This window comes from Kitasatospora sp. NPDC058046, from assembly GCF_042885595.1.
Classification (GTDB): Bacteria; Actinomycetota; Actinomycetes; order Streptomycetales; family Streptomycetaceae; genus Kitasatospora.
The window spans coordinates 33,227-48,135 of the sequence record NZ_JBHVRS010000029.1 but is presented as its reverse complement, the minus strand read 5'-3'; the positions used below and the strand labels follow the sequence as shown (position 1 = coordinate 48,135).

The window sequence follows — 14,909 nt, the reverse complement described above, 5'->3', positions numbered from 1 at the left end:
GCCTCAGCAGCCTAACGCGCGCCTCGGACACCGATCCCGTCCGCGCGTCTTCCGGCCCCTGTCCAACGACCGCGACCAGGCATCCGACGGCATCCCCCCGGCCGCCCGCGCCAGCGACCGGCCCGGGGCAGCGATCGGGCCGCGCGGCGGTAGCCCGTCAGAGGGGGATGACGCGGGTGAGGCGTACGACGTGGCCCGGCGTGTCGATGACGTACTCGACCAGGCCGCGGCCGTGGGGGATCGGGAGCCGGCGCCAGTCTCCGGCGCTGTCGCGGGCGCTGCTCTCCGGCAGCCACGGGTCCTCGGCGATCGCGACGGTGAGCGCGACGATCGCGGAGAACAGGTCGACCGGCAGGCCGGGGTCGGACAGGGCGTCCTGGACGGCTTCGGACGGCAGGACCGGCCACAGGTCCGGTTCTTCGTCACTCACCCGGCAGGTCCCCGCCCCGTTCGCGGCGCAGCCGCAGGACGTCGGCCATGGTGCCGGTGGGCAGGGTGCCGTTGCGGGCGGCGGCGATCGTGCGGTCCTGCTGGGGGTCGCTGTCCATCTCCGCTTCGCACCACCAGCGGTTCAGGACCGCTTCGGCCTGGTCGATGGGGGCCTGGCCGAGTTCGCGGTAGAACTCCATGCGGCGGCCACCCTGTAGTGCGGCGGCGATGCCGTCGAGGGTGCGGGGCACCCGCGGCTGCGGGGGGTGGTGGTACACGGGTTGGACGCTCATGGCTTCCTCCTGCCTCTGCCTCTGGGCACCACGGTATCCGGTGCCGGCCGGTCGCCGGGACGCGACGGTTGCCTCCGCCGGGAGGCCGGCCCGGTCGGCTTCCTTCCTAGCTGTCGCCGCCGCGGGGACGGTGCCGGCGGGTGGTGACGAGGGCGTGCCGGCGTGCACGGACGGCCTGGTCGCCGCCGAGCCAGCGGGTGTCGGAGGGGAATTGGAGGATTGGAGGTCGTGGCCGGCCATGAAGTGGGCGATATCGACGTGGTAGGCGTAGTCGCGGCCGCGGGTGAGTTGGTCGAGATCGCGGATCGCGCTGTCCAGCGCGTCGTTGTCGTCGAGGACGGCGTGGTGGAAGCACACGGCGAGGGCGGCGCGGACGCCGGAGGCGCGGACCTCCGCCTCGAGCAGGGCCACGCGGTCGGTGAAGTCCTGGCCGCCGGTGCCGGCGTCGCGGATCAGGGCGGCGATGCGGGTGGTCAGGGTGGTGGCGCGCAGGTCCAGGCCCACGAGGAGCTGGGCGGCGAGTCGAGGCCGTCGTCGGCCCTCTCGGGGGCGGTGAAGGCGCGGACGAAGGCGAGCTGGGCCTGGGAGGTGGCGGTCTCGCGGGCGACGGCGTGCTGTTCGGCGTCGGTGCGCGCGGCCTGGTAGGCCGCGGCCTGGTCCATCTCGGCGTGGACCCACCACAGGTCGCCGAGGACGCGGTGCCGGCGTCCGGCCCAGCCGAGGTTTTGGGCGGCGGCCAGGGTGGTGGGGAAGTCGCCGTCCTGGCGGGCGAGGCCGCGGCGGGCGGCGGGGGCGAGGCGGGTGGTGCCGACGGCGACCTGCTGCATGCCCTGGCGGGAGGCGCCGCCGCGGCCGAGGCCGCGGTGGGCCTTGGCCCGGTAGTAGAGGGCCATGTCGGTCAGGTCCGCCGGGAGCAGGGCGCTGTCGATGACGCGGGTGAGGCGGTCGGCGGTGCGGGCGAGGTGGTCGGTGAGCGCGGAGGCGACGGCCTCCCATTGGGCCTGGCGGTTGGTGAACGCCTCGTCCGCGTTCAGTGCCTGGTTGTTCGAGCCGAACAGCGCCCGCAGCTCCCGTGCCACGTGTGCCCTCTCCCCGTCCGTCTGACCGGCCATCAACCTACGCCCTCGCCCGCCGGCCGCGGTACCGGCCGGTGGCGGCTCCAGTGCCAGGGGAAGCCGGCCGGCGGGCCGGTGGCCCGGGCGGGCCGATCGGGGGCGGACCCGGCGGCACCGGCGGCGTGTGAGACTGGCGGCGACCGTGACAGTTCCGATCCGAGGACGGCCCCACCGAGACGCCCGGCCTGCCGGGCGGCTCCGGCCCGCAGGGGCCCGCCGACGAGTGGGACCGCGCGGCGCGGGCCATCAACGCGGTGGTGGCCTGGTACAGCTCGGGCATCCGCGACCTGCGCACCGCGGTGAGGGAAGGCGCCGACCCGGCGGAGCTGGACACCCTGGTGGACGCCCGACAGCGGGCCATGGCCGGCCTTCACTGGCTCAGGGACGGAGTGGACGCCGGGGAAGCCGCCCGCCTGGCCGCCCACTACACGGCGGCCCTGGGGGAGCTGACCGGCGGGAGCTGACCGGCGCTCAGGCCGCCCGTACGGCGGGCAGCGGTCCGCCCCGTACGGCACGTCCAGGGCCGAGGGCTGGAGCCGGGTCGGCAGGAGCGGGCGGGCCAGCGCCGCGATCTGCTCCACCTCCGCGCGGTGCTGGGGCAGTGCCCGGCGCACCACCGCCTGCACCGCGAGGAAGCGCCGCGCCTCCGCCTGCGTATAGGGCCGGACCCGCTCGGCGGCCAGTGCCCACTCCGGCGTGCCGAAGGACCGTCCCCGGCGCCACAGCGCGCGCCCGTCGCGGCCCGTCACCACCAGCTCGTCCACCACCTCCGAGGAAGTGGCCCGCTTGACCACGTCGGCCACCGCCCCGAAGCACCGGTCGTGCCCGGCCGCCGTCGTGAACCGCGCCGGAACACCATCCCGCCTGGCCTGCGCGTAGCGGGACGCGGTGCCCTGGCGGCTGTCGGCGGCGCGCACCGCCAGCACCAGCACCTGGACGCGGTACCCGGCCCGGCGGAACGCCTCGGCCTCGGCCAGGACCTCCCGGGCGCTGCCCGGCGCCGTCTCGACCACCACGTCGCAGCGCCGCTCGCGCACGTACGCCTGCGACAGGGCCGAACCACGCCTTGTAGTCCGCGCGGATCGCGGCACCCGCCTCGCGCGCTTGATCAGGAGGGCGGCGCCGGTCTTGCCCGCGCTGGGCTGGCCCACCACGAACACCGCCACCGGCCGCTCCCGGGCGACGGCGCCCTCCAGGAGCATGGGCACGACGTCCTGGTCGAAGATCTCGCGGTGCTCGGCCGGGGACAGCCGGTGGAAGTCGACGCCCGGCGGGCGGCGCAGGGGCCGCACGATCCGGCGCACCGGCTCGGACAGGCGCGGCGGCCCGGCCCGCGTCCCGGGCCACCGCCAGCACACGGTCGGCCGCGACCCGGTCCTCGGCGCGCACCAGCGCCCACCCGCACCGCGCCGCCGCGCAGATCGAGGACGGCGTGCGGCGGGTTCCCGAGGGTGGTCTTTCCGCTGCCGGGCTGCCCCGCCACGAGTTGCCACCACCGGCCGCTCCTGCGGCACGGCCCCGCGCGGCACGGTAGGCAGGATCTCCTCGGCGAGGATCCGCGCTCCGGCTCCCCGGGTCGAGCCCGTCCCGGGAGGCTCCTGCCGGCCGTACCTACGGCTCCAGGCGGGGGTCGTCGATGTCGACGGTGACGACCCCGGGCGGATAGAGCTCCGGGTCGGCCGTCAGGATCAGGTGCTGCTGCGGACGCGCCGGGGTGGGCAGGCTCGCGGCGATGGCGTGGGCCAGGTCCTGGCCGCCGTAGCCGTCGCGGACCATGGTCGCCACCACCACGGCCGTACTCGCGTCCAGCGGCTCGAACTCCAGGGAGGGCAGCGCCAGGACCGCGTGCGCCGTCCCCTCGTCCTTGACCTCGGCCTCGACCAGGCACAGCACCGGCACCAGCAGGTGCTGGAACGGGCTGTGCAGAGCGGAGTCCACGATCCGGTGCAGGCGCGGGTGACCGGCGGCCAGCGCGGACAGGGCGCTGGAATCCAGAACGATCACGCGCTGCGCCTCGGGGCGACCTTGGCGCGCGTGTCCGCGGCGGCGATGCCGTAGACCCGCTGCAGCAGGTCCGGGCCCTCGTCCAGCTCCGGGTCGGTGAGGGTCATCCCGAAGTGCTCCCGCAGCAGCCGGCGGCCTTCGGCCACGCGCTCGGCGATCTGCTCGGCGGTGGGCTGCTGTTCCACCAGCCGGGCCACCTGGGCGCCGATCGTGGTGCCGCTGGCCGCCGCGAGGGCGGCCAGCCGGTCACGCGTGTCAGGGGAGACCTTGATCGTCGCATCAGCCATACCGCGATCGTATACCGCTGGTACACCACCGGTGTACCGATCTGTCCGGCCGGGGGAGAGGCAGGCTCCACCGACGGCAAACCGACCAGCCGCACGACGGGGCACCCCACCCCCGGCGCCCACCGCGTTCGGCGGCGGCCCGACTCGTGACCCGGCCTCCTCCAGCCCGGACCGGGTAACACCAGTGGGAGTGGATCACCGAGACGCCGCCGCCCAGCCGTGATCCGCCCCGGAGGGCTCGCAACCTCGACTTCGGCTTGTCGAAAGGTGTGTGACGGCGCAACAGGACACCGAACGGGAACCTGTAGTGCCCCGCCAACTGCCCCCGAAGCCTTCAGCCGCCTGACCGGGTCCGTATCCAGGTCGGCAACAGCATCGCGGACCGGCCTCAGAGATGGAGGCGATGTCCCGGTTCCTCGGCGGGGACGTCGTGGTGGCCGGCGACCATCTCGTTCGTCCGGTCACGCTTGTGCCCCCGGGCGCAACGGACCGTGCCGAGACCGGTCACATCGTGGCCAACAGCGGGCGGGTCGGGTTGTTGCGGGTGATCGACTGGCAACCGGGGTGCCCGGGCTGGGATCCTGCCGTGGGCCGTACCCGGGAGCCATCTCATGATGATCGTGCTCGACTCCTCCGTGCTGTTCGGTCTCGGACCGGACAGTCCAGTCCTCGACACGCTGAGGGCCCTGCAGCTCAGTGGGCGCCACAGGGTCGCGGTGCCGTGGATGGTGCGAGAAGAGCTGCTGGCCAGACGTGAGGCGGACCATCGCCACGCCCATGCCCGGGCTGTCACAGCACTGAAAGAACTCGCCAGATCGGCGCCCTGGGCCACCGTCCCCACACCTGAGCGCTTCAGCGCGGAATCAGGTCACACCTACTGGCACCGCGACCTGGCCCATCGCTTCGAGACCCTTCCCCTTTCCGGCAAGGCTGCCAGGCAGGCGCTGGCCCGTGAGGCGCGCGCACAGAAACCTGCCAGGGCCGGTGAGGGCAAGGACACCCGAAAGAGCGGTGCACGGGATACCGCGATCTGGCTCTCCACCGTCGAGTACCTGCGCCGGAACCCGGGCGAGCAGGTGTGCTTCGTCAGCGCCAACACCCGCGACTTCGGCGACGGCCGCGTCTATCCTCCCCCGATGGACGCCGACATCTGCGGGCTGGAGGACCGCATGACACACCTGACCTCCATCGACGCCCTGTTCGGCCTGGTCACACGTCCCCTTGACACCGGCCGCCCCGACGCCCGTACACGCCTCGACGTACTGCTGCGCTCCTCGCGGGCGCGGGCGGCGATGCGGGCAGAGGCCGAGCGTCTCCTGAACTCGGGCCAGGAGACGTGGAGCGCAAGCGTGCTGGGCCCCGCCCGCGCCCCGGTCCCCGCCGGCAGTCGGACCGTCTGCTGGAACCGGTGGGCCACGGTCCCACGGGCGGTCCCCGGCCACGTCACCGACATCACCGGCCTCGAGATCGACGGCGAGCACTGGTACACCGCCACCGTGGACTGGTACCTCCTGGGTGTCGCGCTGTGCTCGCAGCCCGGGTCGGGCAGCACCACGAGACGTATCGCCTGCCAATGGCGCACACGCCTGCTGCTCGGCTCCCAGTCGCTCCTGTGCCCCACCGTGCTGCGCCACTGGCCCGCGGCCGCGCTGCCGGAGCCGGGACGGCCGCGGTGGGAGGCGGTTCTGGCCGAGTACGCCGACCAGGTTCCCCGCGTCGAGCAGGTGGACGACTGGGCCCGGCAGCGACTGGACGCGGAACTGGAGCGGCTCTCGACAACCGCGACCGGTGACCGGCCGCGCCGGTGAGGAAGATACGGGCCGCCGAGTGCGCGGCCTCGGCAGCCCGGGCCGGTCGGTACGGCGCCGGCGGTGGCCTCGCGTGCGACGGGCCGTGAATCGGGTCGTGGGCGAGAGAGGTTACGCCACCTGGGCAGCGGGGCCGGCCTGCAGGTCTTTGAGCAGAAGAGGAAGAACCGTTTCTTCATGGACGGCGTATCCGGCGTGGTGCATGGCGTCCGCGAGGACCGGGTCCCAGGGGGTGGGGGCGGGGGCGCCGGCCAGGGGGAGGCGGGCCGTATCCGGCAGACGGGTGAGTGCGTGCCGGTAGTCCTCGGCGCAGAGCCGCCAGGGCCGGGCCAGGTGCAGGATCCGGGCGGCGATGGCGATGCCGGGCCAGTCGAAATCGCCGTGATAGCGCAGAATCGCGCCCTCGGTGTGCAGACGCTCCAGCAGATGCCAGCCCGCGCTGGACGGCATGCCCGAGGTGCAGACCAGGGGCCCGGGCACGGACAGTTGGGCTGCGGCTTGCAGGACCTGGGGGTTCTCGCAGACATGGACGATCTGCCCGGAGGCCACCAGCGGGTCCTCGGATACGGGGGAGGTGAGCTCGGAGAGGGTGAGGTGGGTGACCAGACCCATGCCGGCGCGGGCCCGGAGCATGCCGGGCCACGGTCTGTCGCCCGGCGGCCGAAGGCCGAGGACCAGCGCGGTGCCGGACACCTGGTCGGCCGCGATCCCGACGCGTTCCCACAGCTGCCGGCGGCCGGCACCGTCCGCGGGCCAGGGCAGAGCGTGGGCGGCGGCGATGGCCCGCAGGACCAGCGTGCCCGCCAGGCGGCCGTCGTCCAGGCCGTGGGCGTCTGCGGTGGCGCGTGCGGCGAGCTGGGCCAGCCCGGACATCGCGACTGTCGGGGCGGGCTTCCGCGCGGAGGCGGAGAGGGCGGGGGCGAGGGCGGCCAGGGTCCGCACCGCGGCCCCGACGGCCTCTCGGCCGGCCTCGGGCCCGGCGCGGGTGAGCAGCCCCTGGGCGCGGATCTGTTCCCGCCAGGCCGGCACCCATGCCAGGTGGGCGAGCCCGGCGTCCTCCAGCGCGTCCTCCAGTCCTGTCCAGACACCGGCGCAGGCCGTTTCCCGCCGTCGTCGTTCGGCCCGCCGGTCGCGCAGCGCGCTTCCCGTCAGATCCGTGACAGCCGTGATGAGCGAACAGCCCGCACTGGACGAGCGCAGTGCCGCGTCCAGTGCGGCGAGGGGCACCCGCACGGTTCCGGCCCGGGTGCTGGTGCCCAGAAGGCCGCCAAGGCGCCGCGCGCCGGTCTCGTCGAGGACCAGGGAGAGAACACCGGTGATGGCCAGGCTGTTGCGTTCCAGCCGCGTACGGACCGCCTCCCACAGGCCGTCCAGGCTGGGGTGGGCCAGGTATCCGCGGATGGGCTCCGGCAACCGATGCACCGCTGGTGCCGCGGTGTGCGCATCGCTCATACGGCGGCCTTCAGGTGGCGTTTGCTGCCGTCCCAGTGGATGTGCAGAGCGACCGCTGGACGCCCCTCGGCCCGGCGGACCTCGTACACGTCCAGCGCCGGCACCTGCGGGTAGAACCCCCACAGGGCGTGCCCGGTCATGACGAAGTCCAGATCGAGGCGGACCAGCAGATCCATGAGCTCGCCGATGGTGCGGTCGTCGACCTTCGCGAACGCGTCGTCGAGGAGGATCAGACGCAGGGCGCGGCCGGTGTCGGGCAGCCCGGACAGGTAGGCGTCGACGGCGGCGAACAGGGCGACGTAGGACACGAACCTCGTCTCGCCCTGGGACAGTTTGGCCCGGCGGCTGATCCTGCGTCGCTGGCCCTGCTCGGGGCCGGTGATCACCACCTCCATCGTGTACCAGAGGCGGTAGTCGAACGCGGCCCGCAGATGGGCGGCGTACCCGGTCTCCGGGGCGGAGCTGAACCTCGCGTTGACCTCGGCCCGCAGCAGGGTGATGAGTTCGTCCTGCTGGTCGCTGCGCATCACGGCAGGGTCGAGCCGCAGCAGTTCCTCGATGCGCGCGGTCGTGCTGCCCGGTTCGCGAAGGCTCCAGGTGAGTTCGACACCGATGCCGTGGCTGGTCGAGATCGTCGCCAGCGACGCGTTCATGGCCTCCACCAGTCTCCCTGCCTGGCGGATGCGGTCGCGCAACTCCTGGGCGACACCGTCGAGGACGAACGTGGTGAACGCGGCGCGCTCCCGCTCTGTCAGGGCGGCGCGGCCGCGGTCGCGCAGCACGGTCAGCTCCGATTCGGTGTCGCCGACCCATCGCCGCCCGCTGGCGTTGCACAGCTGGACGAGATGAACGCCGTCCTCGACCCGGGAGTCGACGTCGAGGATGCCGCTGATGCCGTGGTCGAGCGCGTTCTGGGCGCGTAGGACCGCGGTCGCGTCCGCGGTGGCGGACCGGTCGGTCAGCCCGTCCAGTGCGGCGTCGGCCAGCCGCGCGGCAGCGGCGGGATCGACCGGTCCGTCGTCGTCCCAGGCAACGGGGGAGGCGTCGGGTCGGCGCGCGCACGCCAGCCCCGGATGTGCGCACCGTGCGGCCAGCGCCCGTGCCTCGGCCCGCATCGCCTCGGTGGCTGCCGAGGCCGCCGTAGAGGCGGCCTCGGCGCGGGCGGCGGCGTCGGCGGCCCGGGCGGCCAGATCGGTGGCCTGCCTGTTTGCCGCCTTGAGGTCGGTCTTCGCGTGGGCGTGGGCGTCCTGAGCCTGTGTGAGTGTGCGGGTGACTGCCTCGGCATCGGCCCCCAGGCTCTCGCGGATCGCCGCGAGCGCGTTCTCCTCCGCGGCCCACGTCGTCCACCGCACCTGCGCGTGCTGCTCCGCGGCGACCCGTACGGCGCGTGCCTGGGTGGTGGCCTGTTCGGCGCGGCCCAGTCGTTCCAGGCGCTCGCGTACCGTCCTGGCGGCCTGGTGCAGGTGGGTGGCGCTCGCCACCGCCGCGCCGGCCGCGTCCCGGGCGGCCAGCAGTGCGTCATGGGCGTGCGGCAGAGAGAACGCCGCGCACGCGTCCTTGTGTGCCAGCAGCCGGGCTTGCAGCGTGCGCTGCCGCTCGCCGGCCTCCGCGGCCAGTCGCGTCGCCCGGTGCCGGGCCCGTTCCGCGACCTGCCGTGCGCGCCGGGCCTCACGGCGGGCCGCCGCAAGGGCGGTGGAACGGGGGGCGGTCAGCAGGTGCTGTTCCAACCGTGCCAGGGCCTCGTCGACCTCCTCGCGCTGGCCGTCCCGTTGCTCCGCGGCTGACTCGAGCGCGTCCAGTTCGGCGGTGATCTCGGCCAGGCGCCGCTCGCGGGCGGCGGCCCTGGCCGCCGCCCCCACGTACCGGGCGGCCGGTGCCCGGTGGCGGCCGCACAGCAGTCCGTTGCCCCATCCGCCGGTGCGGTCGATCCATACCGGCGAGCCGGAGGTGTCGAGCGCGATCTGGTCGAGAACCGCCAGCACCCGCGCCGCCGGGACAGGGCAGTCCGGTGCCGGCGCGAGAACCTGCCGGACCGAGCGCAGGACCCGGGGGCCGTCCGCCCGCACCAGCACGCTCCCGTCGTCGGCCCGCAGGGTGCTGTCCTGCCCGAGGGCCGCGGTCAGCAGTCCGGACGCCAGCAGCGCGCCTTCCAGGCCGGCCCGGTCCTCGTCGCTGGCCTGCTCGGTGAATTCCAGGGCCTTCCACAGCGGTACCGACCCCGCGGGAGGGCCGGCCGTCCATTCGGGAGCGGGCGGGGGCGGGTCGACGACGCGCAGTTCCTGCGTCTCGTCCTCCAGCGCGCGGATCCGCTTCCTGTCAGCACTGTCAGCGGCGTCCAGCAGCGCCCGGCGGTGGGCCAGGCTCTCGCGCGCGCCGCCGGCTGCCCAGCCGGCGGCGGCATCCAGCCGGGCCAGCCCCTCCTCCGAGTCCCCGCCGCCGTCGTCGTCGCCGACCAGCAACCCCATGTCGGCCAGCAAGGGCCCGGCCGGGCCGGCGGCCCAGTCGACCTCGCAGCCCAGCACGGCCGTGGTGGCCTCGCCCGCGCTCCACGCCGCCCAGGCCCCGGCCAGGGCCAGCGCGGCGTCGTCGCGGCGCCCTGCGGCCGCACGGGCCTCCTCCTCGACCGCGACAGTCTCCTGCGCGGCCTGTTCGGCCAGCACCTCGAGCTGCTCGACTCGAGGCCGTTCCTCGTCCAGCTCCCGCGCGTGGCGCCGCCTGGCCTCGGCCTGGTCGCGGCGGGCTGCCGCCGCCGTCCGCAGAACCGGGGCCTGCTCGCCGAGCGCGGTGAGGGACTTCTCCAGCTCCACCGGTGCCGGCATCAGCTGCAGCACCGCTGGCCGGGGCAGTGCGGCCGCCTCCAGCATCCGTTCCGTGCGCACCAGGTCGAGGACCGGTTGCGCGCGTTCCACCTGCGCGGCGATCCGAGCGGGCAGCACCGGATGCAGGCGGGCGCCGTCCAGATCCGCGCGCGTCTTCTCCAACGCCGCGTCCGCCGCGGCTGCCGCGGCCCGGACGTCCTCTACCGCCTCGTCCACGGCCTCCGACGCGTGATGCTCGGCCGCCCGCGCGGAGTCCGCGGCCGAGAACGCGGAGTCTGCGGCCTCGCCCAGTGCCTCCAACCGCCCCTGGCGCTCGTCCAGCTCCCGCGCGTCCTTGTAGGCGCGGGACTCCTTGATACCCGTGATGGTGGCCTGGAGCTCCTCGCAGTAGTCGCCGAGCTCCTCCTGGCGGGCGCGCGCGTGCGCGGCCTGGTCGGCGAGATCCAGGCGTCGCTGCTCCTGCCGGCGTTCCTCCAGCACAGCCGTGCGGGCGGCCTCGGCGGTCCTGCGGGTCCGTGACGCCTGCTCGCGCATCACCGCCGTGGCATAGCGCCGGTATACCGCCGCGAACGCGGACACCTGCCGGCACGCCAGTTCGAGGTTCTCCTGAGCCTTGCGGGTCTCGTTGAGCCCGTCGAGTTTCTCGCCGGCCGCGGTCAGGGCCTTGTCGGCCAGAGGGGGGAGGGCATCGGAGAGGATCGCGGGCAGGCCGCCTTCGTCGATCCGGTTGCCGACGTCCGGGGCCCGCAGGGTGTGCAGGAGTTGCAGCAGCCCCGTGAACCGCTCGCGTCCGCTTGCCCCGGGCAGTCCGAAGACCTGCGCGGCCACCCGCTCGCGGTGTGTGTCGGGAGAGGTCGTGATCCGTTCCTCGCCCACCAGTTGGGTGAGCTGGTGCACCGACAGCGGAGCGCGGTCGGCATCCATCAGTGAAAGGCCCTCGTCCACGCGCAACGGTGTCAGGAAGTACCAGGCCTTCGCCTCCTTGGTGCTGCGCGAGAACCGCACCGCGGCCCCGACCGTCAGGTGCTCCCGGCCCCCCGGCGCCGCCCGGGCACCGTCGGCGGGAAGGTAGCGGACCAGTTCCAGCCACAGGTAGCCCAGACGCACATTCGCGTCCCCGCAGCCGGCCTCCATCAGGTCCTCCAGCCGGACCTTGCCCGCGCCCGTGGCGTCCATGCGTCGCCGGTCCGCGTCCAGGACGAACGGCAGCAGCATCTCCAGCGCGCGGCTCTTGCCCGACCCGTTGGTGCCGCGCAGGATCAGCCGCCCGCCCGACACGTCGAACCGCTGGTCGTAGTAGTACCAGGCGTTCAGGATCCCGGCCCTGGCCACATGCCAGCGTCCCGGATGGTGGACCGGAACCGTCCCCGACGCCCGCCCGCGCGGCAAGGGCACCGTTGCGCTCATACCAGGACTCCCTGCTCGTATCCCGCGGCCTCGTTCCCCCGCCCCCCGCCGCGCCGGGCCGCCCGGGCCACCGCGCTCGGCTTCGGCCGGTATCGTGCCGCAGCCGGATGCAGCAGCAGCGCCCCGGCCGTCGTCCTGGCCAGTGACACCGACTCCAGCAGTGCCACCACCTCCCGCCGCAGCCTGGCCGGATCACCGACGAACTCCACCGCCCACGCGCGCCCGTACTGCTCCACCAGCCGTGCCAACGCCTCGTCCACCTTCGCCCACTCACAGGCCAAAGAGGGCACCAGAGCCCCGTCGGCCTCCGCCTGCTGCCCGGCTGCGGGGCGCGCCCCGTCGACCAGGGAGTCGATCAACAACAGCGCCGCCTGCCGGACCGTGCCCGTCCCCGGGAACTCCACATCGCTCAGCACACCGTCCAGATCAAACGCCAACGCCCCCTCCAGCCGGACCTCCAGGCCCAGCCCGAAGTTCTCCTCCAACTGCCGCACCACATCGGCGCGGTCCCGGTACAGCACCTCCTCCTCCGCCGCGCTCAACTCCTCACGGCGCACCAGGGGGTTCTCCACCAACCGCCGTCGCAGTGCCTGCCGCGGCTCGATCACCACCGGTACCGCCTGCCGCACCAGTTCCTCCGCCCCCTGCACAGCCACCGGCAGCCGCCTGGCCAGCAGATGAGGCAGCACCGCCTGGTTGACCGTCAGCAGCGCCTCCTCGTCCCGGTGGCGCCACTCCTCCACGGTCCCGTCCGTCTCGGCCAGTACCCCCCAGGCCACCAGCATCTCCAACGCCGAGCACACGCGCCTCAGTCCCGCCTGCTCCTCACCCAGAGTGACCCCGGCAGCGACCGCATCCGCCCGGATCTGCTCCACCAGCTCCGAGATCAGGATCTGCCCTCCAGTCCCAGGAGCCAGCAGCGCAGCGCACGCCAGACACAGAACCGCCAGCCCCGGTCCGTCCAGCGGTGCCTTCCGCGGCAGTTGCACCGACCGCACCGGCCCGCCCCCGCCCGTCGCCCCCTTCACCAGGCGCGCGAACCCCGACTCCACCACCAGCTGGTATCCCAGCATCCGGCTGAACATCCCCGTCAGCGCCGCATGATGACGGTGAACGAGGGCCAGCTCACGTGGCTGCCTCTGCGCGGTCAGCAACGGACTCGCCAGCAGTGCCCGTGCCGCCTGCCGCCGCTCGGCCGCCTCATGCGCCGACGTCGAGGGAACCCGCGGCTCCGCGGCCGCGAAACCGCTCACACCGCGCCCCCCATGCCTTGCTCCATACCGGCGCCGTCGTCCTCCTCCAACGGAACCCCGCTGTGGTCACCGGGCCCTGGGCACACCGACAACACCATCTTGTCCACGTGCGCGGAACCGCCCTCCCACGACACCACGGTCGACCGTCCTTCCTCCCACCGAGCCACCAGCGCGATGCCCAGATCCCGGTCCACGAAGTCGGCCCGCTCCTGTGCACCGGGATGCCTGGCCAGCAGACTCCCCAGCAACGGCAGCAGCACCTGCCAGAACGCCGCCGGCGACACCTCGCACCCGTCCAGCTCGCCCACGGCGAGCAACTCCGCCACCGCGGCGCGCCTGGCGGCCTCCTCGGCCGAAGCCGCAGCCAGCTGCGACGCGTTGTCCGCCCCAGGATCGGGCACCCGCCCGTTGCGGCCCACCGACGCGCGCGTCCCCCGTTCCCGCAACGCCACCGGCACGTCCACCGCAACCGCGTCCCACCAGGACACCGCAGCCGTCCGCCCGACCTCGCCCTCCTCGGGCCCCAACCCCAGATGCCGGGCGGAGAACAACCCGAAGGCCGCCGCGAATCCCCGTTGCGCGTCCTCCTCCCGCGAGGAGTCCAGCAGCGCCGCCAGCCGCAGGAGATCCGCGCGACGCGACGCCCCCGTCCCGGTCGACGCCAGCATCCGCTTCGCGTTGGTGAGCAACTGGCTGAGCGCCGCATCCGCCGCGCTGCGAAGCTGGGCCGGCCCCGAGACCCCGTTCGACCCGGTGTACCAGGCCGTCAGCTCCTCCCAGTCGGCCACCTGCCGTCCCGGCAGCCGCTCGACCGCGGAACCGTCCGCGTTCACCAGGGACGGCAGCGTGTCCAGAACCGCCAGCACCGTTCCGAGCAGCGGAGCCAGTCGCTCCAGAACCCTCACGATGCCCGGGCTGTGGCGTGCCACATCCGCACTGATCAGCTCGACATACTCCAGCAGCAATCCCTTGAACGTCGAGTACTCCTCGCCCGCGAGGTCGTACCGTGTGAGCACATTGCCGAGATAAGCGTAAAAATCCCTGACGCCGTCGGTGAACAGCTGCTGGTTGCTGAAGACCGTGGTGACGTCGGCCGCCAGCAGTTCGGCATCGACCAGGCCCCCGCCCTCCACCCGCTCGGCGATCTGCTCCAGCAGGACCACCAGGCCGCCCAGCAGCTCCCGGGCGACCTCACGCGCGCCGTCGCCCCTGCGCGCGAGCTCGCGGACCTGGCGGTGCAGCCAGTGGCCCCGCGAGGTCGCCTGGAACCGCCTCTGCGAGTGCCGGTAGGCCTCGACCGTGGGCACATGCGGATCGCGGGGGGACTTCATCAGGTTCTTCCACGCGATCAGCTGCAGACAGCGCTCCTCCACCGTGTCCAAGGCGATATCCAGTCCGGCCTCGAGCAAACGTTCCCGCAGATCGGAGGCAGACATGTCGGCCAACAGCGTCGCGCACAGGACATCCATCACGGCGACGTACTCGGCACTGCTCTCCGCCGTGAGGTACCGGAACAGAAGGAGGCACTCGGCAGGCACCGGATCGAAGAAGCCACGAGAAGGGAAAGCCACCGCCAGCCGCACCCACTCTCAATCGGCCGGGCCGCCGGCGGGAGCACGGCATAAAACCCGGCGGAAGCATAGGGCCCCGGCCAGAGCCAGCACACCAAATGCAAAAAGCAATCGATCCAGCGATATAAATGACATGCCAAGACCGAAGAGAAGAGATAGAAAGACAGAAAAGCGAGCGAAAAAGACCGGGCCCGGCCGAAGCCCGCACAGCCCTTCCCTCCCCTCGCAGGCCCCGACGCAGGGGGACCGCACATGAACGGCCGAGCGCGACCTGAACCCCTCCCCGCACCGAGCTCGGGCCGGACCCCGGGCCCCGTCTGCCCCCACAGCTGCCCCAGGGCATCGGACGGGCACACCCGGCCGACGCACCCGCCTGCGGGGCCGGCGCCGCGAGACGGCGAATGGCGAACGCGCACCCGACGGACGACCAGGCGAACCGACCCCGGTCGACACCGTCGGCACGCGCCCGGT

11 protein-coding genes are annotated in these 14,909 nt (G+C 73.6%); 1 reads left to right on the top strand and 10 read right to left on the bottom strand.

All coding sequences use genetic code 11. The annotated features are described in order from the left end of the window. Nucleotides 1-157: 157 nt before the first annotated feature. The 6 genes from ACFVU7_RS38965 to ACFVU7_RS38940 all read right to left on the bottom strand — a co-directional run bounded on the left by ACFVU7_RS38965 (nucleotide 158) and on the right by ACFVU7_RS38940 (nucleotide 4,128). A complete protein-coding gene (locus ACFVU7_RS38965; protein WP_388050739.1) occupies nucleotides 158-430 on the bottom strand; it encodes a hypothetical protein in 273 nt (90 codons plus the stop codon). Further along, nucleotides 423-1,226: a hypothetical protein gene (locus ACFVU7_RS38960; protein WP_388050737.1), complete on the bottom strand. Its 804-nt coding sequence runs from the start codon at nucleotides 1,224-1,226 to the stop codon at nucleotides 423-425. The genes ACFVU7_RS38965 and ACFVU7_RS38960 overlap by 8 nt, the downstream gene beginning before the upstream one ends. Continuing rightward, nucleotides 1,196-1,801 carry a hypothetical protein gene (locus ACFVU7_RS38955; RefSeq protein WP_388050734.1) on the bottom strand — a complete coding sequence of 202 codons (606 nt, stop codon included), beginning with the start codon at nucleotides 1,799-1,801 and terminating at the stop codon, nucleotides 1,196-1,198. The genes ACFVU7_RS38960 and ACFVU7_RS38955 overlap by 31 nt, the downstream gene beginning before the upstream one ends. 32 nt (nucleotides 1,802-1,833) lie before the next feature. Next, entirely contained in the window at nucleotides 1,834-3,129 is a 1,296-nt protein-coding gene (locus ACFVU7_RS38950; protein WP_388050731.1) for a zeta toxin family protein, read from the bottom strand. 319 nt (nucleotides 3,130-3,448) lie between these two features. Next, nucleotides 3,449-3,841 carry a hypothetical protein gene (locus tag ACFVU7_RS38945; RefSeq protein ID WP_388050728.1) on the bottom strand — a complete coding sequence of 131 codons (393 nt, stop codon included), beginning with the start codon at nucleotides 3,839-3,841 and terminating at the stop codon, nucleotides 3,449-3,451. Further along, the gene (locus tag ACFVU7_RS38940; protein ID WP_388050726.1) at nucleotides 3,838-4,128 is read right to left on the bottom strand and encodes a hypothetical protein; all 291 of its coding nucleotides are present in this window, start codon (nucleotides 4,126-4,128) and stop codon (nucleotides 3,838-3,840) included. Before ACFVU7_RS38940 ends, ACFVU7_RS38945 begins: the two co-directional genes overlap by 4 nt. A 611-nt stretch (nucleotides 4,129-4,739) precedes the next feature. Between ACFVU7_RS38940 and ACFVU7_RS38935 the strand changes: the two genes are divergently transcribed. Beyond that, complete coding sequence (locus ACFVU7_RS38935) at nucleotides 4,740-5,936, top strand: PIN domain-containing protein (RefSeq protein WP_388050723.1); 1,197 nt, start codon at nucleotides 4,740-4,742, stop codon at nucleotides 5,934-5,936. 111 nt (nucleotides 5,937-6,047) lie between these two features. Here ACFVU7_RS38935 and ACFVU7_RS38930 read toward each other — a convergent pair whose 3' ends face one another. From ACFVU7_RS38930 to ACFVU7_RS38915, 4 genes are all read right to left on the bottom strand, one after another. After that, nucleotides 6,048-7,349, bottom strand: a complete 1,302-nt coding sequence (locus tag ACFVU7_RS38930; RefSeq protein ID WP_388050720.1) for a TIGR02679 family protein — start codon at nucleotides 7,347-7,349, stop codon at nucleotides 6,048-6,050. Between the two features lie 35 nt (nucleotides 7,350-7,384). Further along, on the bottom strand, nucleotides 7,385-11,539 hold the full coding sequence (locus ACFVU7_RS38925) for a TIGR02680 family protein (protein WP_388050718.1): 4,155 nt from the start codon (nucleotides 11,537-11,539) through the stop codon (nucleotides 7,385-7,387). Between the two features lie 71 nt (nucleotides 11,540-11,610). Continuing rightward, nucleotides 11,611-12,867 (bottom strand): TIGR02678 family protein, encoded by a 1,257-nt coding sequence (locus ACFVU7_RS38920; RefSeq protein WP_388050715.1) that lies wholly within the window; start codon nucleotides 12,865-12,867, stop codon nucleotides 11,611-11,613. Then, a complete protein-coding gene (locus ACFVU7_RS38915; protein WP_388050712.1) occupies nucleotides 12,864-14,450 on the bottom strand; it encodes a DUF2397 domain-containing protein in 1,587 nt (528 codons plus the stop codon). Before ACFVU7_RS38915 ends, ACFVU7_RS38920 begins: the two co-directional genes overlap by 4 nt. Nucleotides 14,451-14,909: the final 459 nt, after the last annotated feature.